Source organism: Porphyrobacter sp. MBR-49 (genome assembly GCF_053628655.1).
In genome coordinates, this window is the sequence record NZ_JBRJGU010000006.1 from 206,936 (window position 1) to 227,924 (window position 20,989).

Consider the following 20,989-nt stretch of genomic DNA (forward strand, 5'->3'; position numbering starts at 1 on the left):
CCGCCCGCTCAATCGAGCAGGCGGGCCTTTTCCTTTGGCAGCTGGGCCTGTAAGGTCAGCGCCATGATCCATGTTCACCAATTCCCATGCCTTAGCGACAACTACGGCTACCTCGTCCACGATACCGACAGCCATCAAACCACGGCGATCGACACCCCTGACGCCAGAGAATATCTGCTACAGGCCGAACTGAAAGGCTGGCGCATCACGCAGATCTGGAACACCCACTGGCACCCCGATCACGCAGGCGGCAATGAAGCGATAATGGCCGCGACTGACTGCACCATTACCGGCCCGGCAGAAGTCGACGGCAAATTCCCGATCGATCGCATCATCGCCCACGGTGACACGGTAAAACTGGGCGCGGTCGAAGCGCAGGTGATCGACGTTTCCGGCCACACCAACGGCCACATCGCCTATTACCTTCCCTCTGCGGGAGTCGCGTTCGTCGGTGACAGCGTCTTTGCATTGGGCTGCGGACGCATGTTCGAAGGTGAGCCGAAGCAGTTCTGGGACAGCCTTTCGCGCATCAAGGCCTTGCCGCCCGAAACCGTGCTGTATTGCGCGCACGAATACACCGCATCGAACGCAAAATTCGCGCTCCATGCCGATCCTGATAACACCGCCTTGCAGGCCTATGCCGAAGAAATCGCCGCCAAGCGCGCGCGTGATGAATGGACAGTGCCAACCACGCTGGAACGCGAATTGGCGACCAACCCGTTCCTGCGGGCTGATGATCCGGCGTTAATGGCCAAGTGGGGCGGCAGCGCTCCGCATGAAACCTTTGCAGCGCTGCGGGCGGCGAAGGACAATTTCTAGCACCATGCAGGCCCTTCGGGTCGAGTGCCTTTCAGACGACCTTTCCGGTGTCACTCTTGCTGACGTCCCTGCCCCTATCCGCGCGCCCGGCGAGGTGCTGATCCGGGTCCGCGCGGCGTCGCTCAATTTTCCCGATCTGCTGATGACGCAAGGGGGCTATCAGTACAAACCCGCACCGCCCTTCACCAGCGGGCTGGAACTGGCGGGCGAAGTGCTTGAGGCCGAACCGGCCAGTAGCCATGCCCCGGGTGATCGGGTCATGGGCGGCAACAAAACGGGTGCCTTTGCCGAACTTGCCAGTATCCCGGCGGACAAGTTGTCTGTGATGCCGCAGGGCATGGACTTTGCCGCCGCCGCTGCGATGGGTGCTGCCTATGCCACCGCCTATACCGGGCTGGTTGAACTGTGCGGCGTGAAGCCCGGGCAATGGGTGCTAGTGCACGGCGCAAGCGGCGGGGTAGGACTTGCCACCTGCGACCTCGCCCGCGCTCTTGGAGCCCGTGTGATTGCCTCCACCGGCAGTCCCGACAAGCGCGAGCGCATCGCGGCCCTTGCCCGCCCTGATGCGATGCTGTTGGCCGAGGGTCGGTTCCGCGAACAGGTCGCCCAGATTACAAACGGTGCGCTGGCCGACATCGTATTCGACACTGTCGGCGGCGACGTGTTCGACGAATCGACCCGCTGCGTTGCCTTTGGCGGCAAGCTGGTTGTGGTCGGCTTTACCTCAGGCCGGATCGCGGAAATTGCGACCAATATCCCGCTGATCAAGGGATTCAGCATCATCGGGCTGCGCGCTGGAGAGTACGCGCGCCGCTTCCCCGAGCGCGGGCGGGCGGTGCAACAGGCCATCACCGCGCTGGCCGAGGCCGGGACAATCACCCCCTCGATTGATCGCATCCTGCCGCTTTCCCGCTGGCGCGAAGGCTTTGCGGCGATGGCGCAGCGCGAATTGGTGGGCAAGGTGGTGTTTGTGCCCGGCGCGTAGCCTCTCGAACGAAAAAGGGCGGCCACGACGGGCCGCCCTTTTCACAATGCAATTTCAGATGCACTCAGAGCGAGGCAATCACTTCGTCGGTCAGCGTCCGATCTGCCGCGCTGTCGTGACGCGCGGCAATCAGCTTGCGTGATGCAGCAGCAGAGGCGGTCACAGCGCGCGCCTTGACCTCGGCAATCGCGGCACGTTCGGCGGCGGCGATCTTGTCTTCGGCCATGCGCTGACGGCGCGCGACCATCGCCGCGCTATCGGCTTCAGCCCGCGCGAGGATCGCGTCAGCTTCGGCCCGGGCGCCATCAAGCAGCACTTCGGCGTCCTTTTCGGCGCTGGCGATTTTGGCGGCGTATTCATCGCGCAGGGCCTCAGCCTCGGCGCGCAGCGTCTTGGCTTCTTCCAACTGCGTGCGAATTACGGCGATTTTGGCATCTAGTCCGCCAGCGATCATGCCGGGGACTTTCTTCCACACCATGATCACGATCAGCACCAGCATCGCTAGTGCAACGATCTGGAACGGCGCGAGGCCGAACAGTTCGGGCTCTGCATGAGCGCCCGCAGGCGCGTGATCGACTTCGACCACAGCCTGCGTCGCATCAGTCGGAAGTGCTGCGATCGGATTAGCCATGAGCCATTGCCTCCTTGACCGCCTTGGCTGCCGCAGGCTTCGTCACTGAAACGCCTGCGAGCCGTTTGACGATATCCTGCGCAGCCTCAACCGCTACATCCTCGATCTCAGCGAGCGCATTCTTGCGCGCTTCGGCGATCTCGGCCTCGGCCTTGGCCAATTTGGTGTCGAGCCGTTTTTGCGCGGCGGCGAGCTTCTTTTCGGCCTTGGCTGCGGCGTCGGACTTGGCCTTCGCGACCAGTGCCTGCGCCGCAGCCCGGTTGTCATTTTCGCGCTTGCGCCACGCCGCTTCCTCGTCGTCCGCTCTGGCGCGCGCAGCCTCGGCAACGGCCAGATCGGCGGCGATCTGACTGTCACGGTCGGCAACCGTGCTCATGACCTTGGGAACCATCCCGCGGCCAACGACAAAAAAGGTGAGGCCAAAGAACACCAGCAACCAGAATATCTGGCTGGCATAGGTGTCCGCTAGCTGGGCTATCTGGGGCATTGGGCTACGTCCCGGAACAAAAGCGCTAAGTCAGGCGGGCCGATCCGGTTGCGAACCGGCCCGTAAGATGTCGTATAATCAGGCGACGAAAATCAGGATCATCGCCACCACGAAGGCGAGCAGGCCGAGCAGTTCGGTCACAGCGAAGCCGACGAACAAGCGGCCCTGCTGGCCATCTGCGGCGCCCGGATTGCGGAGCGCGCTCGACAGGAAGCTCCCCCAGATATTGCCCACGCCGATGGCGGCGAGGCCGGTCCCGATAGCAGCGAGACCCGCACCGATGAGCTTTGCAGCTTCCATATCCATATCATTGATTCCTTTCGGTTCTTAATTCGTAAGCGTTGAGGGATTAATGCAGATTTTCTGCATCATTTATGTAGAAAACAGTGAGCAGCGCGAAGACATAGGCCTGGATGCCCGAAACCAGGATTTCCAGCGCGCAGATGCCGATCATCAGCAAGAAGCTGGGCAAACCAACCACCCCGCCCCACAATGCGCCGGCATTGGAGCCGTCAATCACAAAGCTGGACAGAACTTCGAGCAGCACATGGCCCGCCATCATCGCGACAAACAGTCGCAGCGCGAGGCTGAACGGGCGCAAGATGAACGAGAACAGTTCGATCACGAAGATCAGCGGCACCATCAGTAGCGGCGTGCCGTGCGGCACGAACAGGCCGAAGAAGTGCAGCCCGTGCTTCCAGAAACCGACCACCAGCACGATCGAAATCGTGATCAGCGCGAGCACCCCGGTGACGGTGAAATGGCTGGTGAAGGTAAACGGATGCAACCCAACCACGCCCAGCGGCAACAGGCCAAGAATGTTGGCAAACAGGATAAACATGAACAGCGAGAAGACGTAGGGCACATATTTGCGACCGGCATCGCCGATATTCGCCTGAAGCATGTCGTCGATGAAGCTGGTGAAAAACTCCACCGCCATCTGCCAGCGCCCCGGCACCAGCTGGCGCTTCATTCCGCCAAGCACAAAGCCGAACAACACGATCGTGGTGACCAGCATCCACGCCGCACTGTTGGTGAAGGAAATGTCGAATCCGGCCAGTTCCAACTCAGCCAATGGCTTGATGGTGAACTGATACATCGGATCAACTTTGGCCGGTTCGGCTGCCACAGCGGCTGACACTTCGGTTAGGTCCCTAAATTGTTGATCATCCGGCCCGCTGATTAATCCTCTTGCGGAGGATCGGCGGGCCGTATGTTCGCCATCCGAAAAATATTCCTGAAGGCCACGATTATTCCGATGAATAATCCGGTCAACAGTCCCCAGGGCAGGGTTCCGGCAAAATGGTCAATGACCCAGCCAAAAACCAGACCGCCGAGAATCCCTCCGAGCAAATCCGCAAGCACCCGGCTACCGCTGCGATAATTCGCATCGGGAGCGGAAACCTGCGGCCGGTTGCGTTCATCTTCACGCTCGCGTGCGGCCTTCAGCCGCGCTTCGAGCGCATCGATCCGCGCATCCTCCTGGATAGGTTCTCGGGCGGGTTCCTCATCGCTCATGCCGGGCTCCGTAAGGGAAAGCCAAGCCACGCGCAACACGGTGCCCGCCGAGGGCGCCGTCCCCTTAGAAGGGGGGCCCAATAGTGTCAACATGGGGGCGTTCTTGATTACCGAGATAAGAACGCAAACAGATTACGGGCAGCGCGCGTCGCGGATCGGGGCAGCGTCTGTGCGGGTCTGCCAGCTACCATCGGGAGTGCGATATTTTTCACCCGGGGTGGTGCGCGCGACGGCCTGACAACCGGCGGTCAGCGCATAGGCTTCCAACGTGGCGTTGTTTTCCTTGGCCTTTTCGGCATAAACCGCGCGGCGTTTGATGTTGATATCATCCACCAGCCGCTGCAACGCCGGGTCAGCCGCGCCGACAATCCCAAGGTATCCATCGGCCTGTTCGCCGACCTTGCCCGCAGCGCGTGCGGCGGCATAGGCAGGATCGCGCTGCGCCTGCGCCGGTCCGGCGGCAAGGCCGAACACCGTCAGCGCGGCGATTCCGGCTAGCATTGCATTGCGCATCATCATTCCTCCTGATCGCAGCATCTTCCGGTTCAGAAGATGTCCGCGTTTTCATCAATCGTATTGGCGGCGTCTTGCGCCAGCCGGTAAATCACTTCCTGCCGGATGTTGATGTTGAGCTCGATCACGATCGGTTCGTCCGGGGCGGCGATATTGATGCAGCCGCCCAGCCCTGCCGAAAGGATCGCAGCCCCGGCCATCATCGCCCGGCGTGAACGTCCTGTGCCTTGCCGCGTCATCCGCGCTTGCCCTCCCCGTGTTGCGTTCGGGGATGTGGCAGCGCGCGCTGTTGCGGTCAATTCGATGTGCGTCATGGCTGATCTTCGCTTTCAGGAAGTTGAACAGGTTTTGCAGCAGGATTGGCGGGAACGAACCGGCCACCTTCGGCCTTGAGCAGCCCGCGATCGACCGGATTGCCGAGGAAATCGACATCCCACAATGATCGCACCATCGTGGCCAATTCGTAGAAATTTTCCGAACGGACGTTGACCTTGAAACGGATCGGCAGCTTTGCCAGGCGGCGTGTGACAAAGTTCTGGCTGGTGCCTTCCCCCTGCCGCACACCGTCAAAATCGAAATTGGTGATAATCTCACCCGCCAGATCGCCGTTCAGGCCGACGCTCATCTGCCGGTAATCGAGCGAGCGCAGCGCCGAAAAGGCGTAATTGCCCATCGCGCCGAGGTCTTCGTAGGTGAGTTCGCCAATATAGGCGACATTGCCGCCGGGCGCGCGGCTGACCACCAGGCCGCCGATGATCCGTCCATTGCCATCGGTATCGAACACAATCGGCACGGTGCCATCAAAGGTACCGGTCGCACCGAGATTGGTGAGTTCCATCTGCGCCACAAAAGTGGCGGCATCCAGACCGATAATCTCGAACACGTAGCGGCGTTCTTCCGGCTGGCTGAAATCCATTGCCAGCGGGTGCATCCGCAATTCGCCGCCCATGAAGGGGAAGCGCGCGTCTTCAAGGTTGAGCAGCGTGCCGTCCTTGACTTCAAACTGCACGGAGCCATCGAGCACTTCGATCCCCGGATTGATCGCGGCGATGCGCACACGCTGATCGGGTGCGGTGGTGAGGTTGAGCAGGTCGGTGAACCGCACCTCGCCCGCAAGTCCCCGAACCGGGCCGAATGCCGCGGCGAAATTGACGCCATCGCTGGCAAAGGTGCCGTTGCTGGTGATGTCATCGCCAATCCAGTCGATCCGGCCATCGCCGCTGACCGAGCCATCGGCAAACGCGATCACCCCCTTGGCAAGATAGGACAGGTCTTCGGGCTGGAGGCTTTTGTCGAACACGATGCCGGGAACAGATAGCCGTGCGTTCCCGCGTGCGGTTTCAAGTTGGTGGGTGATTGCCACCGATGTCACCACTTTGTCTGACGCGGGGTGGCGCAGCGTCGCGTCGGCGGTGATCGCGTTGCCATCGAACAGCAGGCTCGCACCGCGCGCGATAAGCGGTTCAAACCGGGGTTCGCCTTCTACGACGCGGTCGGTCAAGGTGAACGCGCCGTCTCCCACCCGCAACACGCCATCGGAAAATGACCAGCGCCCGGCCAGCGCGCCGATATCGAGCGGGACGACCTCCATCTGCGCCGCACCGCCCGCAAATTCGCCGCTGATTTCGCCTGTCAGGCTGCCGGTGAGGCTGGCAGCGGACAGACGTATCTCGCTGCCGGGCGAGCCGATCTGCGCAGCCAACGCGGAAATAGCGAAGGGCGAAGGGTAGCGCAGCATCACCGCATCAGCGGCAAGGTTTGCAGGGCTATCGCCAAGGGTGCCGGCCAGCGCGAGTTTCCCCGTGCTTGCGGCCAGCCTGAGGTCAGTATCATAAGCCAGCATCGGCCCGCCGCCTTCGGGGCATAGCGTGATCGCCTGACCAGCAAGCCGCAATCCGGACAGTGCCAACGCGCCGAACCGCACCGGCATACACCGACGGCCCACCGCAAGCCCGCCACGCGCCGACCAGGTGCCCTCCATCGGCAAGGTGAGGTCAGTTACGCCGCCGCTCGGCAAATCGCCGCTCGCGGTGATCAACCCGGCAAAGTCGATGACGCCGCCGCGCATCTGCCGCAACGTCATACGCGGGATCGCCAGCCGGTTCGCGCCCGCCGCGTAGTCCGCCATTGCCAGCCGCAGCGTCCAGCCATCTCCCGGCTCCTGCTCGATCCGGCCATTGATGCTGGGCAGGCCTTCGCCGCCCGCAAGGATATTGCCGCGCAGCCCGGAAAGCCCCTCACCCGCGATCCCGGCATTGATCTGCGACAGCGCCAGCACCCGCGTGCCCGCGCGGCTGGTCAGCGCAGCTTCGGGGACGATCAGCGCAATCTCGCCGCGCTTGTGCCGCACAATCGCCTCGGCGGAGAAGCGCGATCCGGTCAGCGCATCATCCACCCCGCCCCGCGCCTTGGCGAGCAGTGGGGCCAGCAACGTGCCTTCCAGCCCGCGCTCGGCAGCGGCAAGGCTGGCGGTGAGATCGGCGGCAGGAACAAGCCCCGCACCGCGCAAGGTGCCTTCCCACTGCCCCCGGCTGGCATCGCTCGGCCCGCGCCACGCGCCATCGGCGGATAGGCTCGCCAAACGGCCCTGCGGCGCAGTGACATTGGCAAGCGCAAGATCATGCGCGATTGCCAAACCGCTTTCGCCCCAGTTTATCTTGGCGGTGCCGGACAGGGCCTCGCCTGAAACCCCCGCCATGGCGATTCCGCCACCCTCGACGACAAGATCGGCTTCGGCTCCGGCAAAATCGCGCTTTAATGACAGCACGGTGCCGATATCGGCGCGCGCCATGCTGGCCCCGCCGCAAGCGAGATCGCCGATCCGCAACGGGCCGGAAAGGCTAGGCGCGCCGCTTGCCATGGTCAGCTGGCCATAGAGCGTCGCGCGCTCCGCCCGGCAGCCTTCAACCCCGATCCCCGGCGCGGTTGCCGCGAGCGTTCCGGCAAAGCCATCATCGAGCCGCCCCGCCCCGTCGAGCGTGATGCCCACCGCGCCAAAATCACTTTGGATCAGCGCGCGTGCATCATTCACCACCACATCAATTGCGGGCAGCGCAGGCGGTTCGACGCTATCGGTAAACACCAGCGGATCAAGCGCGCCGAGGCTGAATACGCCGTCCTGATAGGTGCCAAACACCCGCGTGCCGTCCAGCGTCACCCGCCGCACCTCCGGCCCGGCCCAGCCCACGCCAAGTTCCACCACCATCCGCCGCGCGGTCAGATCAGGACGCGCCGGATCGCCCACCACCAGATTTTCGATCACCTGCATGCGCGGGCCGATGGCGATGATGTCGTAAGTGGCCGGCACGCCATTGGCGGCGAGATAATCGTCGATAAAATCGCTGGCGATGCGTTCCCGGTCAATCCATGCTGCGCTGCCCGCGACCAGCGCCGCAATCGCGCCGCCAGCAGCGATGCGGGTACGCCAGCGGCGCGGCCAGAACCACCGCCGCGCGCCATCCTGGGCACTCTCTATCTGCTGCTCATCCGCCACCGGCATCGTCCCCAACCCTTGCGCGCATCATCGCTCAAAGGCAATGAGCAGGCAGGATCAATTCCTGCCGGGGGTCGCATTGCCGGAAGCTGAAGACCATTTCGATTTTGGAGGCGAACCGCCTGCCCGTTCGGACGCGGGTAAATCCGCAGGCGACGGTCACCGCGCGCGCCTGCGCGAACGGTTGCTGAGCGGCGGAGCCGAGGCGCTCGCGGATTACGAAGTGCTCGAATACCTGCTGTTCGCCGCGATCCCGCGCGGGGACACCAAACCCATCGCCAAGGTGTTGATCACGCAGTTCGGCAGCCTTGCAGGCGTGCTTAACGCCGATCCCAAGGCGTTGCAGCGCGTGAAAGGCGTGGGCGAGGCCAGCGCCGCCGCGATCAAATCGGTCAGCATCGCGGCGCGGCGCATGACTCGCGGCGAAATCATCAAAAAGCCGGTGCTGGGTTCCTGGCAGGCGCTGATCGATTACCTTACCACCGATATGGCGCATCTGACGGTGGAGCGCGTGCGCATCCTTTACCTCGACACCAAAAACCGGCTGATCGAGGATCATCACCTTGGCGATGGTTCGATTGACGAGGCCGCGATCCATCCGCGCGAGGTGATACGCCGGGCGATGGATCTGGGGGCGGCAGCGATGATTCTGGTGCACAACCACCCCAGCGGCAGCCCCGAACCCAGCCGCGCCGACATCCAGATCACCCAACGCATTGCTGAGGCCGGACGCCTGCTCGGCGTGACTGTCCATGATCACGTCATCATCGGTCGCGAAGGGCATGTCAGTCTGCGGGCGAAGGGGTTAATTTAGAGGGTGCTTAATCATCCTCACCGGTGATCAGGCGCACGCCCGAATGCTGCGCGAAGAAACTCCACGCCCAGTTAATCACTACCGTGACACGGTTTCTGGTGCCGGTGAGAAAGCCGATATGCACTAGGCCCCACAGCCACCACGCCAGCGCGCCTGACAGCTTGAACGCGCCAAAATCGGCCACCGCCGACTTGCGACCGACCGTCGCCAGACTGCCTTTATGGCGATAGCGAAACGGACCGGGGCAAGGCTTGCACAGCAATTCGGCTTCTACCACGCGGCTGACATAGGCACCCGCCTGTTTGGCAGCCGGGGCAAGGCCGGGTACCGGGTCACCATTCCATGCATTGCTGCCGGCGGTATCACCGATAGCAAAAATATCATCGATGGGTTTGCCATCCTTGTCCAGCACCCGCATCAGGTCATTCACCAACACTCGGCCAGAGCGATCATCCTTGGCACCCAGCCACCGTGCCGCCGGTGATGCGGCAACGCCTGCCGCCCACAGCACCGTTTCGGTCTCGATCACCGTATCGTCGCCGATCCGCACCTGCGCTTCGGCAATTTCGGTCACGCGACTGTTGGTGCGGATTTCAACGCCCAGATTTTCCAGCGTTCTGGTCGCCCGCTGCGACAGGCTTTCCGGAAATGACGGGAGAATGCGCGGGCCGGACTGAACCAGAATGATCCGCGCACTGGCCGGGTCGATCATGCGAAATTCGCGCGCGACGCTGACTTTAGCGAGTTCGGCAATCGCGCCGGCCAGTTCAACCCCGGTCGGCCCGGCGCCCACGATGACAAAGGTCAACAACCGCTCCACCCGCGCCGGATCGCCAGCGGCTTCGGCGAGTTCAAATGCGTTGAGGATTTCTCCCCGCACCGCCACCGCGTCCTCGATGGTTTTCAGGCCCGGCGCATAGGGGCCCCATTCATCGCGCCCGAAATAGCTGTGCGTCGCACCGGTCGCCAGCACCAGACGGTCATAGAACAATGTGCAATCCTGATCGAATGTAACCGTCCGGGTGGCGGGATTGATCGCATTCACCTCTCCCTTGATCACGCGGACATTGCCATCGCCCTTGAACATGCTGCGGATCGGTGTGGCGATGTCTGCCGGATTCAGCGTTGCCGTGGCAATTTGATACAGCAGCGGTTGAAACAGGTGATAATTGCGCTTGTCGATCAGAGTTATCCGCACCGGCAGACGTTTAAGCTTGGCCACGGCTGCAAGCCCGCCAAACCCGGCACCCACCACCACGATATGCGGCCATCTTTCAGGAATATCGGCATAGGCGCGATCAAACAGGATGTTCTTGTCGAGCCACGCCAGAATAGCCCTATCAAGCGACAGGAAACCTGCCCCCTTGGCCTCGTAAATTCCGAGAAACAGGAACGGAAACAGCGTAACCGCCGGATGCGCGCCGATGATCATGTAGGCGAGGATGAGTGGGAACAGGGTATAGGAAACGATCACCGCGCCAAATCCGGTCAGGAACAGCACTGCGAATATCACCGCCAGCCAGCCCGGAAAACCGGCAAAGATTGTGGTTGGCAGCCACGTCTGAACTGCGACCGAGGGCTGAATCAACTGCGCATGATTGAGCAAGCTGACCGCAATCCAGACGCGCGTAATCGCCATGATAACTGGAGCGAGGCGCTCGCGCGCAAACTCCGATGCCACAATCGCCGGACGCGCCAGCGGCAAGGCGCTTTGCTTGATCCCTCCGGCCACCGCGCGGTCAATCGAGATCACCCCAGGCCCGTGGAAAACATACCAGATCAGAATCGCGCCAGCGATCAGGTTGCTGGTTGTGGGGATGTAAACCGCCTGACTGACAATCGTCAGCGCCGCCATTGCCAGCGCCGCCGGACGGGTCATAAACCCTGCGATAAGCAGCGCCGGGCCGATCAGTTCGATCGCAAGACCGGTTGTCGCAGCGCTCACCGGGTCCATCCAGCCAACTGGATATTCATTCGCCGCAAGGAAAACCGCGCCGTCCCAATTGCTCAGTTTGACCAGACCCGACCGCAAAAACCACATGGCAATCAGAAACCGGATTGCCACATCGCCGAACGGCCAGAACGCTTCGGTCCCATCAAGATACCATTTGACCCAGCGCCGCATGGTGACGCGGACAAACGGCGGATAGCGTTCTTCCTGAAGTTTCTGGGCAACGGTGTTAGGCGCGGTCGCCCCGGCTACGGATTGCTGGGCTGACCTTGGCATTACATATTCCTCCGGTCTGAGCCTTCGCGCCGGACCGTAGAGGCGTTACAACTGCGGCACAAGAATCAGGCTGATGCGTGGACAGCGCCTTTCCAGCGGCGCGCGCACCCTTGCCAATCAAGCCCCGCCGCAATAGCGCCCCACCCGGCGCCCGTGCGCCGCCACTGCCCCGTCTGGAAGGAACGTCCCAACCATGGTCCCCCGCTATGCCCGCCCGCAAATGACCGCCTTGTGGGAACCCGAAGCGAAATATCGCATCTGGTTCGAGATTGAGGCGCACGCCACCGAGAAGCTCGGCGAACTTGGCGTGGTGCCGCCATCTGCCGCCAAGGCGCTGTGGGACTGGTGGGCAACCGACCCGGTGATTGATGTTCCCGCCATCGACGCAATCGAGGCGGTGACCAAGCATGACGTGATCGCCTTCCTCACCTGGGTGGCCGAGCAAGTCGGTGATGAAGCGCGCTTCATGCATCAGGGGATGACATCATCGGACGTGCTCGACACCACTCTGTCGGTGCAGTTGACGCGCGCGACCGATATTCTGATCGCCGATACCGACGCGCTGCTGGCGGCGATCAAGACCCGCGCGATGGAGCACAAATACACGCCGACCATCGGCCGCAGCCACGGTATTCATGCCGAGCCCGTCACCTTCGGGCTGAAACTGGCGCAGGCCTATGCCGAATTTGACCGTTGCCGTGCGCGGCTGATCGCGGCGCGGGCGGAGATTGCGACTTGCGCGATCAGCGGCGCTGTTGGCACCTTTGCCAATGTCGATCCGGCGGTTGAGGCGCATGTCGCCGAGAAACTCGGCCTCGCCATCGAACCTGTTTCCACGCAGGTGATCCCGCGCGATCGCCACGCAATGTATTTTGCCACGCTCGCGGTGGTGGCGGGCAGCATTGAACGGCTCGCGGTCGAAATCCGTCACCTGCAACGCACCGAGGTGCTGGAGGCGGAGGAATATTTCTCCCCCGGCCAAAAGGGATCGAGCGCGATGCCGCACAAGCGCAACCCGATCCTCACCGAAAACCTGACCGGTCAGGCGCGCATGATCCGCGCCTATGCCCTGCCCGCGCTGGAGAATGTCGCGCTGTGGCACGAACGCGATATTTCGCATTCGTCGGTGGAACGCTTCATCGGGCCGGATGCGACCATCACGCTCGATTTCGCGCTGGCGCGGCTGACCGGGGTGGTTGAAAAGCTGCTGATCTATCCCGAACGGATGCAGAAAAACCTCGATGCGATGGGCGGCCTCGTCCATTCGCAGCGGGTATTGCTCGCGCTGACGCAGGCAGGCGTGAGCCGCGAGGATGCCTATGCTCTGGTGCAGCGCAACGCGATGAAGGTGTGGGAATCGGACGGGAAACTGTCGCTGCTCGATCTGCTCAAGGCTGACAGTCAAGTGACGGCGGCGCTTTCGCCTGCCGAGCTGGAGGAGAAATTCGACCTCGCCTACCACTTCGCCCAGGTCGACACGATCTTCGCGCGGGTGTTCGGGTAAGATCGGCGATGCTGGACTCGGGAGCCAAATCGCCTAGGCTTGGTCAATCAATGGGCCATTGGGAGAGGCGTGCCTCGTGAAAATCCTTCGCACCATCATCTGGATACCAATTGCAGCCTATCTCGCTTTGATTGTTGGCATCAATTGGGGCGAGCCACAAAGGGTCAGGATCTGGATGACCTCTAGCGATGCCATAGGGGCGGACTGGCCCGTAGGATTCATTGTGATTGCCTTCCTTATGATCGGGGCAGTGCCAACATACCTGTATCACCGGAGTGTGCGATGGACCCTAGAAAGACGCATCCGGGCGCTGGAAAATTCGCTCAAGAACATGGCGCTGGCGCGGCAGGCCGAAACGGCAGTGCCAAACGCGGCACCAATCGTGGACAGCCCTGTGGATAAGGCAGGGGCAAAAGCGGGAGAGCCCGCCGACCCGTTCAACCCGTCAAACCCCGGCAGCGCGGGGGACGGCAAGTGAGCAATCCGATCTTCCTCGCGCTCGATATTCCGCAGCTGGAACCAGCCAAGGCGCTGCTATCCAAGGTCAAGGCGCATATTGGCGGGGTCAAGCTGGGGCTGGAGTTTTTCTGCGCGCACGGCAGCCACGGGGTGCACGAAATTGCGCATATGGGCCTGCCTATCTTCCTCGATCTGAAGTTCCACGACATCCCCAACACCGTCGCTGCGGCGATGCAGGCGATCCATGTCTATCAGCCCGCGATTGTCACCGTCCACGCCAGCGGCGGGCGCGCGATGATGGAGGACGCCAAAGCGGCGGCGGCCGATGGCTGCAAGGTGGTGGCCGTCACCACCCTCACCAGCCTTGATGCCAATGATCTGACCGCCACCGGGGTTTATGGCAGCGCCGAAACGCAGGTGATGCGGCTGGCCGAACTCGCCCATGCGGCCGGATTGGACGGCGTGGTGTGTTCGGGACAGGAAGTCGGCTTCGTGCACAAGGCGTGGAAGGACGGATTCTTCGTCGTCCCCGGCCTGCGCCCCAACGGCGGCGGCACCGGCGATCAGAAACGCGTCGTCACCCCCCGCGCCGCGCGCGACAATGGCGCGAGTGTGCTGGTAATCGGCCGCCCGATCAGCCGCGCGGAAGACCCGGTTGAGGCGGCGCGCGCGATCGAGGCGACGCTTTAGCGGCGATTGCTTATGCCCACTACAATCAAGATCTGCGGGGTTTCAACGCCCGAAGCGCTCAGCGCCTGCATCGCCGCGCGCGCCGATTGGTGCGGGCTGAATTTCTATGCCCCCTCCCCGCGTTATGTCACCGGCACGCAGGCCGCCCGGCTGGCCGAGGTATCCGGCACCGCGATCCGCCGTACGGGCGTGTTTGTCGATGCCGATGACGCGGCAATCGGTGATGCGGTGGCAGCCGGAAGGCTCGATGCAATTCAGCTTCACGGCGATGAAACGCCCGAACGCGCCGCCGCCGTGCGGGCGCGGTTCGGCTTGCCCGTATGGAAAGTGCTGTGCGTGGCGAGCGCCGATGATATCGCGCGCGCTGATCGATATGCCGGGACGGCGGATTTCATCCTGTTCGACGCCAAGACGCCCAAGGGCGCGATGCCCGGCGGCATGGGGCTGGTGTTCGATTGGTCGCTGCTGCGCCAGTATAAGGGCGCGCTGCCGTGGGGCCTTGCAGGCGGGCTGACCCCGGTCAATGTTGCCGAGGCGGTGCGGCTGACCGGCGCGCCGTTGGTGGATACATCGTCGGGCGTGGAAAGCGCGCCGGGCATCAAGGACGTGGACAGAATCGCCGACTTCTGCAAAGCGGCACGGCTATGAACACGCACCCCAATTCCTTCCGCACCCAGCCCGATGATCGCGGCCATTTCGGCCAGTTTGGCGGGCGCTATGTCGCTGAAACGCTGATGCCGCTGGTGCTCGATCTGGAGCGCGAATATCGCAAGGCGCAGGCCGACCCGGCGTTTGCCGCCGAGTTCGACGACTTGCTGGAACATTACGTCGGCCGCCCCTCGCCGCTCTATTTCGCGCCGCGCCTGACCGAGGAGTTGGGCGGCGCACAAGTGTGGTTCAAGCGCGATGAGCTCAATCACACCGGCGCGCACAAGATCAACAATTGCATCGGCCAAATCCTGCTGGCGATGCGGATGGGCAAGACGCGGATCATCGCGGAGACTGGCGCGGGCCAGCACGGCGTGGCGACCGCCACCGTCTGCGCGCGGTTCGGCCTGCCTTGCGTAATCTACATGGGCGCAACCGACGTGGCGCGGCAGGCTCCCAATGTGTTCCGCATGAAGCTGCTCGGCGCGGAAGTGATCCCCGTCACCAGCGGCGGCGCGACGCTGAAGGACGCAATGAACGAAGGGCTGCGCGACTGGGTCGCGAACGTCCACGACACATTCTACATCATCGGCACGGCGGCAGGCCCGCACCCCTATCCGGAGATGGTGCGCAATTTCCAGAGCGTGATCGGCACAGAAGCGCGCGCGCAGATGCTGTCCCGTGTGGGCCGCCTGCCCGATCTGCTGGTCGCCTGCATCGGCGGCGGTTCCAACGCGCTGGGGCTGTTCCACCCGTTCCTCGATGATGCGGACGTGAAGATGCTCGGCGTGGAAGCGGCGGGCCACGGCCTCGACGGTAATGAACACGCCGCCAGCCTGCTCGGCGGATCGCCTGGCGTGCTTCACGGCAACCGCACCTATTTGTTGCAGGACGAAGACGGCCAGATCACCGAAGGCCACTCGATCAGCGCCGGTCTCGATTACCCCGGCATCGGCCCCGAACACGCATGGCTGAAGGAATCGGGCCGCGTCGATTACACCGCCGTCACCGATGACGAGGCTTTGGAAGGCTTCCAACTGCTCTGCCGCACCGAGGGGATTATTCCCGCTCTCGAGCCAGCCCACGCGATTGCCGCCGTGAAGAAGGTCGCGCCGACCATGCCGAAGGACAGCATCGTGCTGATGAATCTGTGCGGGCGCGGCGATAAGGACATCTTCACCGTGGCTGAGAAGCTGGGAGTGGAACTTTGATCTCCATCCCTCGTCATTGCGAGGAGCCGAAGGCGACGCGGCAATCCAGAGCGACCGACCGCCGCCCCGGATTGCTTCGCTACGCTCGCAATGACGAATCATTCGCCGTCATCCCGGGCTTGACCCGGGATCCCGCTGCCTCTCTCCGCAGCGACGCAGTAAGCTGGACCCCGGATCAAGTCCGGGGTGACGAAGGTTTTGTAGGGTGCGCGTGAGATCGTGACCAAAGCCCGGGCGAAAATTCGGAAGAAGCGACGCCGCGAGCATAGTGAAGAACCGCAAGTGCCAAGCTGGGGCCCGGGACTCCTTCAGTTCATCGTCATGTTCACGATCATGGCGCTGCTGAAAGGTCTTTTGTCCAGTGACGGTTTCAGCGGCAAAACTTTCCTCTGGGCCATCCTTGTTGCCGCCACACTGACCGCGATCAACGAATGGCAAAGACGCCGCAAAAAGGCCAAAGTGAAAAACCAATGACCCGCCTCACCTCCACCTTCGCCGTCCGCCAATCCGCGCTCGTCTGCTTCATCACCGCAGGCGATGGCGACACCGCGGCCAATCTCGATGCGCTGGTCGAAGGCGGCGCGGATGTGATCGAGCTCGGCATGCCCTTCACCGATCCGATGGCTGATGGCCCCGCGATCCAGAGCGCCAACCTGCGTTCACTCGGCGCAGGCACCACCACTGCCGACGTGCTGCGCTACGCCACCGACTTCCGCGCCCGGCACCCTTACGTGCCCCTCGTTCTGATGGGCTATGCCAACCCGATGGTGCGGCGCGGGCCGGAGTGGTTTGCCGATGCCGCCGCCGCTGCGGGCGTTGACGGCGTCATCTGCGTCGACATTCCGCCCGAGGAGGACGACGCACTCGGCCCGGCCCTGCGCGAGCGTGGCATCGCCCCGATCCGCCTCGCCACGCCGACCACCGACGCGGCGCGCCTGCCGCAGGTGCTCGCCGGGTCGGAAGGCTTTCTGTATTACGTTTCGGTCGCCGGGATCACCGGTAAACAGCAGGCTGTGCAGGCCAGCATTGAAGAAGCCGTGGCGCGGCTCAAGCAATCGACCGATCTGCCCATCGCCGTCGGCTTCGGCGTGCGCACGCCCGAACAGGCCGCCGCGATCGCCAAGGTGGCGGATGGCGTGGTGGTTGGCTCAGCCTTGGTGGAAATCTGCGGCGAATATGGGGCGGATGCTCCGGCGCACCTGCGCAAACTCACCGCCGCGCTGGCCGACGCCGTTCACACCGCCCGTTAATTTCGTCATTGTGAGCATAGGCAATCCATGAACAGACATCGCAGCATATGGTCACGACGCGTCATGGATTGCTTCGCCTACGGCTCGCAATGACGACCAAAAGAGTTTAGGACACCCCCATGAACTGGTTCACCCGCGTCCGCAATTCGCTCGGCTTTTCGTCGGGGAAGAAAACCACAGAGAAGGATCTGTGGATCAAGTGCCCATCCTGCCAGGAAATGTTGTTCGTGGCAGAGTATGAGGACAACCTCTCTGTCTGCCCGAAATGCGAACATCACGGGCGGATCGGCGCGGATGCGCGGCTGGCGCTGCTGATGGATCCGGGGTTCGAGGTGCTGCCTCTGCCGAAAGTCACCGAAGACCCGTTGCAGTTCAAGGACACCAAGAAATACACTGATCGGCTGAAGGCCGCGCGCGCCGCCAATCCGCATGATGATGCCTTCGTGGTCGGCTCCGGCACCATCGAAACCCGCCCCGCCGTGGTCGGCGTACAGGATTTCAGCTTCATGGGCGGATCAATGGGCATGGCCGTGGGCCAGGCGTTCTGCGAAGGCGCGCAAAAGGCGCTCGATCGCGGCTGCGCTTACATTGTGGTGACGGCGGCGGGCGGGGCGCGGATGCAGGAGGGGATCCTGTCGCTGATGCAAATGCCGCGCGCGACCGTGATGACCCGGCGGCTGAAGGCGGCGGGCGTGCCCTATATCGTGGTTTTGACCGATCCGACCACCGGCGGCGTGACTGCAAGTTACGCGATGCTTGGCGACATTCACATTGCCGAACCGGGCGCGCTGATCGGGTTTGCGGGCCAGCGGGTGATTCAGGACACGATCCGCGAACAATTGCCCGAAGGTTTCCAGCGTGCCGAATATCTGCACAAGCATGGCATGGTCGACATGGTGGTGCCGCGCCGCGATCTGAAAGCGACGCTGGCGCAAGTGCTGGATTATCTGCAACCGGTGAAGGCGGCGTAATGTTCAACGTCACCCCAGCGAAAGCTGGGGTCCGAGGCTTCGTGCGCGGCGCTCGCCGCTTGAGACCCCAGCTTCCGCTGGGGTGACGAGGTGGGGATGAAAGACTTCGGCACCTCGTCTGACCCCGGCGTTCAGGCGCAATTGGATCGGCTCGCGCGGCTCAGCCTGCCGCAGGGGCGGCTTGGCCTCGACACCATCCGTGCGATGATGGAGCAGCTCGGCAATCCCCATCGCAAACTGCCGCCAGTGTTCCACGTCGCAGGCACCAACGGCAAGGGTTCGACCTGCGCGTTTCTGCGGGCGATGCTGGAGGCGCAAGGCTACCGCGTCCACGTCACCACCTCGCCCCATCTGGTGCGCTATAATGAACGCATCAGGCTGGCGGGGGAGCTGATTTCCGACGCAGCACTGGCGGCGGTGCTTGAGGAGGTGCTTGATGCCAGTGAACAAGGGGGCGAAGGCTTCGGCCCCAGCTTTTTCGAAGTTACCATCGCCGCCGCCTTCCTCGCCTTTGCCCGCACGCCTGCGGACGCCTGCGTGGTCGAAGTAGGGATGGGCGGGCGGTTCGATGCGACCAACGTGCTCGAACCAGACGCGCTCGCCGCCTCCGGGATTGCAGCCCTCGGCCTCGATCACGAACGCTTCCTGCTCGCGCCCGAAGATGGCGTGCCGCACGAACCAATGGCGCGGATCGCGTTTGAAAAGGCGGGGATTGCTAAGGCTGGCGTGCCGCTGGCGACGATTGGCCAGCCGGAAGTTGAAATGGCAGCGATCCGCGCAGTGGCGGCGGGCGTGGGTGCGCCAGTGATTATCGCGCGCAGTGCCCCTGACGTGCCGCTCGCGCTTCCCGGCGCGCACCAGCGGGTGAACGCCGGATTGGCCGTAGCAATGCTGCGCGCGCAAACCGCATTGCCAGTATCGGACGCGGCGATGGCTGCGGGATTGGCGGGAGCGCGCTGGCCCGCGCGGATGCAGCACCTTGGCCCCGGCCCGCTCACCGGCGGACGCGAAGTGTGGCTCGATGGCGGGCACAACCCTCAGGCAGGCGCGATGCTCGGCGCGCATTTCGCTGGTCAACGCCTGCATCTGGTAGTCGGGATGATCGAGAGTAAAGACCCCGGCGCGCTCACCACCCCGCTCGGCCCGATGCTCGCCAGTATCACCGCAGTGCCGGTGCCGGGGCACGATTGGCACCCGGCAACAGCGTTTGGCCCACAGGCACGCCCTGCGTCAGACCTGACGACCGCCTTGGCTGCTATCCCCGATGATGGCCTGCCAGTGCTGATCGCCGGATCACTCTACCTCGCGGGCGAGGCGCTGCTGTTGAATGATGAGGTGCCAGACTAGACGCTACTCTGCCGGACTCACGCCCGGTTTCGCGTTGACTGCTTCGGGCGGGTCACTGCTTTCACCGTCACCAGTCTGGCGTACACTTTCCACCACGAAGCCCTTGCGCCACAGCATCCACAACAGCAGCATCCCCGGCGCAGCAATTACCACCGTAAATGTCCAGAACCCCACCCAGCCGAGGTTTTCGGCGAGATAGCCCGACGGCGTCGCCAACCATGTTCGCCCAACCGCTGCAAAACTTGAAAGCAGCGCAAACTGGGTCGCCGTGTAAGCGAGGTTCGACAAGCCCGAAAGATAGGTCACGAACACCGTCAGCCCGATCCCGCTCGTCAGGTTCTCAGTCCCCACTGCAATCGCCAGCATCAGCGGCGAATGGCCGACAATCGCCAGAACCACGAACAGGAAGTTCGACAACATCATCAACAAACCCGATATGAGCAGCGCGCGGCCCATCCCCAGCCAGGCGATAAATGGCCCACCCAGCGCCGATCCGACGATCAGCGCGCCGAAGCCTACGAATTTGTTGATGGTGATGAATTCGGTATCGCTGAAGCCCAGCTCAACGATCATCGGGTTGAGCATTCCCTGCCCCATCGCATCGCCAACCTTGTAGATCAGCACAAACAGCAGTATCAGCGCCGCTCCCTTGCGGCCCAGAAATTCGCGGAACGGGTTGACCACGGTTTCAGTGAGCCAGTTGAAAAAGCTCTGCCCGGCAGCGCGCGCCGCGTTCGGATCGAACCGCCCTGCCCCGGCCCACAACGCGCCCAATATCGCGGGCAGGACAAGAAAGCTGGTAACGCCGTAAGCCATCGCCCAGCCGATATCATAGCCTTCAGTCGAGGCGAGGTAGATGGTACCTGCGCCTGCCAGCAGATTGCCGGTGCGATAACCGAACTGGTTCATCGCCGTGCCGTGGGCCATTTCCTCGTCCGACAGGATCTCGATCCGGTAGGCGTCGATCACGATGTCTTGCGTTGCCGACAGGAACGCGACGACAATCGCCCACACTGCAAACATGCCGATATTGTCGTTGGTGGGGTTGCTGGTGCCAAGCTGCCACAGCGCCAGAACCAGCGCGACCTGAACCACAAACAGCCACGCGCGCCGCTGCCCCAGCCAGTTGGTTAGGATAGGAATGGGGGTCTTGTCGACCAGCGGTGCCCACAGGAATTTGAGCGTGTAGGGCGTTGTCAGCCCGATCGCGAACCCGATGGTCGATTTATCAATCCCGACTTTGGACAGCCAGAACGTCATCGTGCCCAGCAGCAAGGTCAGCGGAAAGCCCGACGAAATGCCAAGCAGAAACGCCACAAACGGCATCTTGCGACGATAGGGCGCGAACGCCGGAACAAGGTAAGCCAGAGCAACGACCGCAGCGATCACCCCGAACAGAATTGCGGTATCCCAGTCGATCAT

Annotated in this window: 22 protein-coding genes; 12 read left to right on the forward strand and 10 right to left on the reverse strand. The window is 62.9% G+C overall.

The window, feature by feature from the left end:
* Positions 1-63 precede the first annotated feature (63 nt).
* Both gloB and ACSSV3_RS10375 read left to right on the forward strand, forming a co-directional pair.
* Positions 64-819, forward strand: coding sequence for a hydroxyacylglutathione hydrolase (gloB, locus tag ACSSV3_RS10370; RefSeq protein WP_354324633.1), 756 nt, complete (start codon positions 64-66; stop codon positions 817-819).
* A 4-nt stretch (positions 820-823) separates the two neighbouring features.
* On the forward strand, positions 824-1,804 hold the full coding sequence (locus ACSSV3_RS10375; protein WP_354324631.1) for an NADPH:quinone oxidoreductase family protein: 981 nt from the start codon (positions 824-826) through the stop codon (positions 1,802-1,804).
* Between the two features lie 64 nt (positions 1,805-1,868).
* Here the strand turns inward: ACSSV3_RS10375 and ACSSV3_RS10380 are convergent, their stop codons facing one another.
* From ACSSV3_RS10380 to ACSSV3_RS10415, 8 genes are all read right to left on the reverse strand, one after another.
* Positions 1,869-2,435, reverse strand: a complete 567-nt coding sequence (locus ACSSV3_RS10380; RefSeq protein ID WP_354324630.1) for a F0F1 ATP synthase subunit B family protein — start codon at positions 2,433-2,435, stop codon at positions 1,869-1,871.
* A complete protein-coding gene (locus ACSSV3_RS10385) occupies positions 2,428-2,922 on the reverse strand; it encodes a F0F1 ATP synthase subunit B family protein (protein ID WP_354324628.1) in 495 nt (164 codons plus the stop codon). Before ACSSV3_RS10385 ends, ACSSV3_RS10380 begins: the two co-directional genes overlap by 8 nt.
* 78 nt (positions 2,923-3,000) lie before the next feature.
* A complete protein-coding gene (locus ACSSV3_RS10390; protein ID WP_354324627.1) occupies positions 3,001-3,228 on the reverse strand; it encodes a F0F1 ATP synthase subunit C in 228 nt (75 codons plus the stop codon).
* Positions 3,229-3,271: 43 nt separating this feature from the next.
* Complete coding sequence (locus ACSSV3_RS10395; RefSeq protein WP_354324970.1) at positions 3,272-4,051, reverse strand: F0F1 ATP synthase subunit A; 780 nt, start codon at positions 4,049-4,051, stop codon at positions 3,272-3,274.
* A 53-nt stretch (positions 4,052-4,104) separates the two neighbouring features.
* On the reverse strand, positions 4,105-4,440 hold the full coding sequence (locus ACSSV3_RS10400; protein WP_354324968.1) for an AtpZ/AtpI family protein: 336 nt from the start codon (positions 4,438-4,440) through the stop codon (positions 4,105-4,107).
* Between the two features lie 132 nt (positions 4,441-4,572).
* Entirely contained in the window at positions 4,573-4,956 is a 384-nt protein-coding gene (locus ACSSV3_RS10405; RefSeq protein ID WP_454184803.1) for a YdbL family protein, read from the reverse strand.
* A 29-nt stretch (positions 4,957-4,985) separates the two neighbouring features.
* Entirely contained in the window at positions 4,986-5,156 is a 171-nt protein-coding gene (locus ACSSV3_RS10410; RefSeq protein WP_354324965.1) for a YnbE family lipoprotein, read from the reverse strand.
* 107 nt (positions 5,157-5,263) lie between these two features.
* Complete coding sequence (locus ACSSV3_RS10415; RefSeq protein ID WP_354324626.1) at positions 5,264-8,452, reverse strand: intermembrane phospholipid transport protein YdbH family protein; 3,189 nt, start codon at positions 8,450-8,452, stop codon at positions 5,264-5,266.
* A gap of 37 nt (positions 8,453-8,489) precedes the next feature.
* Here ACSSV3_RS10415 and radC point away from each other — a divergent pair, with 37 nt between their 5' ends.
* A complete protein-coding gene (gene radC / locus ACSSV3_RS10420) occupies positions 8,490-9,260 on the forward strand; it encodes a RadC family protein (protein WP_354324624.1) in 771 nt (256 codons plus the stop codon).
* A 7-nt stretch (positions 9,261-9,267) separates the two neighbouring features.
* Here the strand turns inward: radC and ACSSV3_RS10425 are convergent, their stop codons facing one another.
* Positions 9,268-11,487 (reverse strand): FAD-dependent oxidoreductase, encoded by a 2,220-nt coding sequence (locus tag ACSSV3_RS10425; protein WP_354324623.1) that lies wholly within the window; start codon positions 11,485-11,487, stop codon positions 9,268-9,270.
* 193 nt (positions 11,488-11,680) lie between these two features.
* On the opposite strand from ACSSV3_RS10425, the gene purB reads away from it, so the two are divergent.
* From purB to ACSSV3_RS10470, 9 genes are all read left to right on the forward strand, one after another.
* Complete coding sequence (gene purB, locus ACSSV3_RS10430) at positions 11,681-12,991, forward strand: adenylosuccinate lyase (RefSeq protein ID WP_354324622.1); 1,311 nt, start codon at positions 11,681-11,683, stop codon at positions 12,989-12,991.
* A 76-nt stretch (positions 12,992-13,067) separates the two neighbouring features.
* The gene (locus ACSSV3_RS10435) at positions 13,068-13,469 is read left to right on the forward strand and encodes a hypothetical protein (protein WP_454184801.1); all 402 of its coding nucleotides are present in this window, start codon (positions 13,068-13,070) and stop codon (positions 13,467-13,469) included.
* A complete protein-coding gene (gene pyrF, locus ACSSV3_RS10440; protein ID WP_354324619.1) occupies positions 13,466-14,140 on the forward strand; it encodes an orotidine-5'-phosphate decarboxylase in 675 nt (224 codons plus the stop codon). Before ACSSV3_RS10435 ends, pyrF begins: the two co-directional genes overlap by 4 nt.
* Before the next feature lie 12 nt (positions 14,141-14,152).
* Positions 14,153-14,788 (forward strand): phosphoribosylanthranilate isomerase, encoded by a 636-nt coding sequence (locus ACSSV3_RS10445; RefSeq protein WP_354324617.1) that lies wholly within the window; start codon positions 14,153-14,155, stop codon positions 14,786-14,788.
* A complete protein-coding gene (trpB, locus tag ACSSV3_RS10450) occupies positions 14,785-15,999 on the forward strand; it encodes a tryptophan synthase subunit beta (RefSeq protein ID WP_354324615.1) in 1,215 nt (404 codons plus the stop codon). The genes ACSSV3_RS10445 and trpB overlap by 4 nt, the downstream gene beginning before the upstream one ends.
* A gap of 219 nt (positions 16,000-16,218) precedes the next feature.
* Complete coding sequence (locus ACSSV3_RS10455; RefSeq protein ID WP_354324614.1) at positions 16,219-16,473, forward strand: hypothetical protein; 255 nt, start codon at positions 16,219-16,221, stop codon at positions 16,471-16,473.
* Entirely contained in the window at positions 16,470-17,249 is a 780-nt protein-coding gene (gene trpA, locus ACSSV3_RS10460) for a tryptophan synthase subunit alpha (RefSeq protein ID WP_354324612.1), read from the forward strand. The genes ACSSV3_RS10455 and trpA overlap by 4 nt, the downstream gene beginning before the upstream one ends.
* A gap of 119 nt (positions 17,250-17,368) precedes the next feature.
* A complete protein-coding gene (gene accD, locus ACSSV3_RS10465; RefSeq protein ID WP_354324611.1) occupies positions 17,369-18,220 on the forward strand; it encodes an acetyl-CoA carboxylase, carboxyltransferase subunit beta in 852 nt (283 codons plus the stop codon).
* A gap of 96 nt (positions 18,221-18,316) precedes the next feature.
* Positions 18,317-19,567: a bifunctional folylpolyglutamate synthase/dihydrofolate synthase gene (locus ACSSV3_RS10470; protein WP_354324610.1), complete on the forward strand. Its 1,251-nt coding sequence runs from the start codon at positions 18,317-18,319 to the stop codon at positions 19,565-19,567.
* Between the two features lie 3 nt (positions 19,568-19,570).
* On the opposite strand, the gene ACSSV3_RS10475 is transcribed toward ACSSV3_RS10470, so the two are convergent.
* Positions 19,571-20,989, reverse strand: a complete 1,419-nt coding sequence (locus ACSSV3_RS10475; protein ID WP_354324608.1) for an AmpG family muropeptide MFS transporter — start codon at positions 20,987-20,989, stop codon at positions 19,571-19,573.

What these genes read in the sequence shown, in the direction of transcription:
- gloB (WP_354324633.1), top strand. Translation starts at nt 64, where the DNA reads ATGATCCATGTTCACCAATTCCCATGCCTTAGCGACAACTACGGCTAC.
- ACSSV3_RS10375 (WP_354324631.1), top strand. Translation starts at nt 824, where the DNA reads ATGCAGGCCCTTCGGGTCGAGTGCCTTTCAGACGACCTTTCCGGTGTC.
- ACSSV3_RS10380 (WP_354324630.1), bottom strand. Translation starts at nt 2,435, where the DNA reads ATGGCTAATCCGATCGCAGCACTTCCGACTGATGCGACGCAGGCTGTG.
- ACSSV3_RS10385 (WP_354324628.1), bottom strand. Translation starts at nt 2,922, where the DNA reads ATGCCCCAGATAGCCCAGCTAGCGGACACCTATGCCAGCCAGATATTC.
- ACSSV3_RS10390 (WP_354324627.1), bottom strand. Translation starts at nt 3,228, where the DNA reads ATGGATATGGAAGCTGCAAAGCTCATCGGTGCGGGTCTCGCTGCTATC.
- ACSSV3_RS10400 (WP_354324968.1), bottom strand. Translation starts at nt 4,440, where the DNA reads ATGAGCGATGAGGAACCCGCCCGAGAACCTATCCAGGAGGATGCGCGG.
- ACSSV3_RS10405 (WP_454184803.1), bottom strand. Translation starts at nt 4,956, where the DNA reads ATGATGCGCAATGCAATGCTAGCCGGAATCGCCGCGCTGACGGTGTTC.
- ACSSV3_RS10410 (WP_354324965.1), bottom strand. Translation starts at nt 5,156, where the DNA reads ATGATGGCCGGGGCTGCGATCCTTTCGGCAGGGCTGGGCGGCTGCATC.
- ACSSV3_RS10415 (WP_354324626.1), bottom strand. Translation starts at nt 8,452, where the DNA reads ATGCCGGTGGCGGATGAGCAGCAGATAGAGAGTGCCCAGGATGGCGCG.
- radC (WP_354324624.1), top strand. Translation starts at nt 8,490, where the DNA reads ATGAGCAGGCAGGATCAATTCCTGCCGGGGGTCGCATTGCCGGAAGCT.
- ACSSV3_RS10425 (WP_354324623.1), bottom strand. Translation starts at nt 11,487, where the DNA reads ATGCCAAGGTCAGCCCAGCAATCCGTAGCCGGGGCGACCGCGCCTAAC.
- purB (WP_354324622.1), top strand. Translation starts at nt 11,681, where the DNA reads ATGGTCCCCCGCTATGCCCGCCCGCAAATGACCGCCTTGTGGGAACCC.
- ACSSV3_RS10445 (WP_354324617.1), top strand. Translation starts at nt 14,153, where the DNA reads ATGCCCACTACAATCAAGATCTGCGGGGTTTCAACGCCCGAAGCGCTC.
- trpB (WP_354324615.1), top strand. Translation starts at nt 14,785, where the DNA reads ATGAACACGCACCCCAATTCCTTCCGCACCCAGCCCGATGATCGCGGC.
- trpA (WP_354324612.1), top strand. Translation starts at nt 16,470, where the DNA reads ATGACCCGCCTCACCTCCACCTTCGCCGTCCGCCAATCCGCGCTCGTC.
- accD (WP_354324611.1), top strand. Translation starts at nt 17,369, where the DNA reads ATGAACTGGTTCACCCGCGTCCGCAATTCGCTCGGCTTTTCGTCGGGG.
- ACSSV3_RS10470 (WP_354324610.1), top strand. Translation starts at nt 18,317, where the DNA reads ATGAAAGACTTCGGCACCTCGTCTGACCCCGGCGTTCAGGCGCAATTG.
- ACSSV3_RS10475 (WP_354324608.1), bottom strand. Translation starts at nt 20,989, where the DNA reads ATGATCGACTGGGATACCGCAATTCTGTTCGGGGTGATCGCTGCGGTC.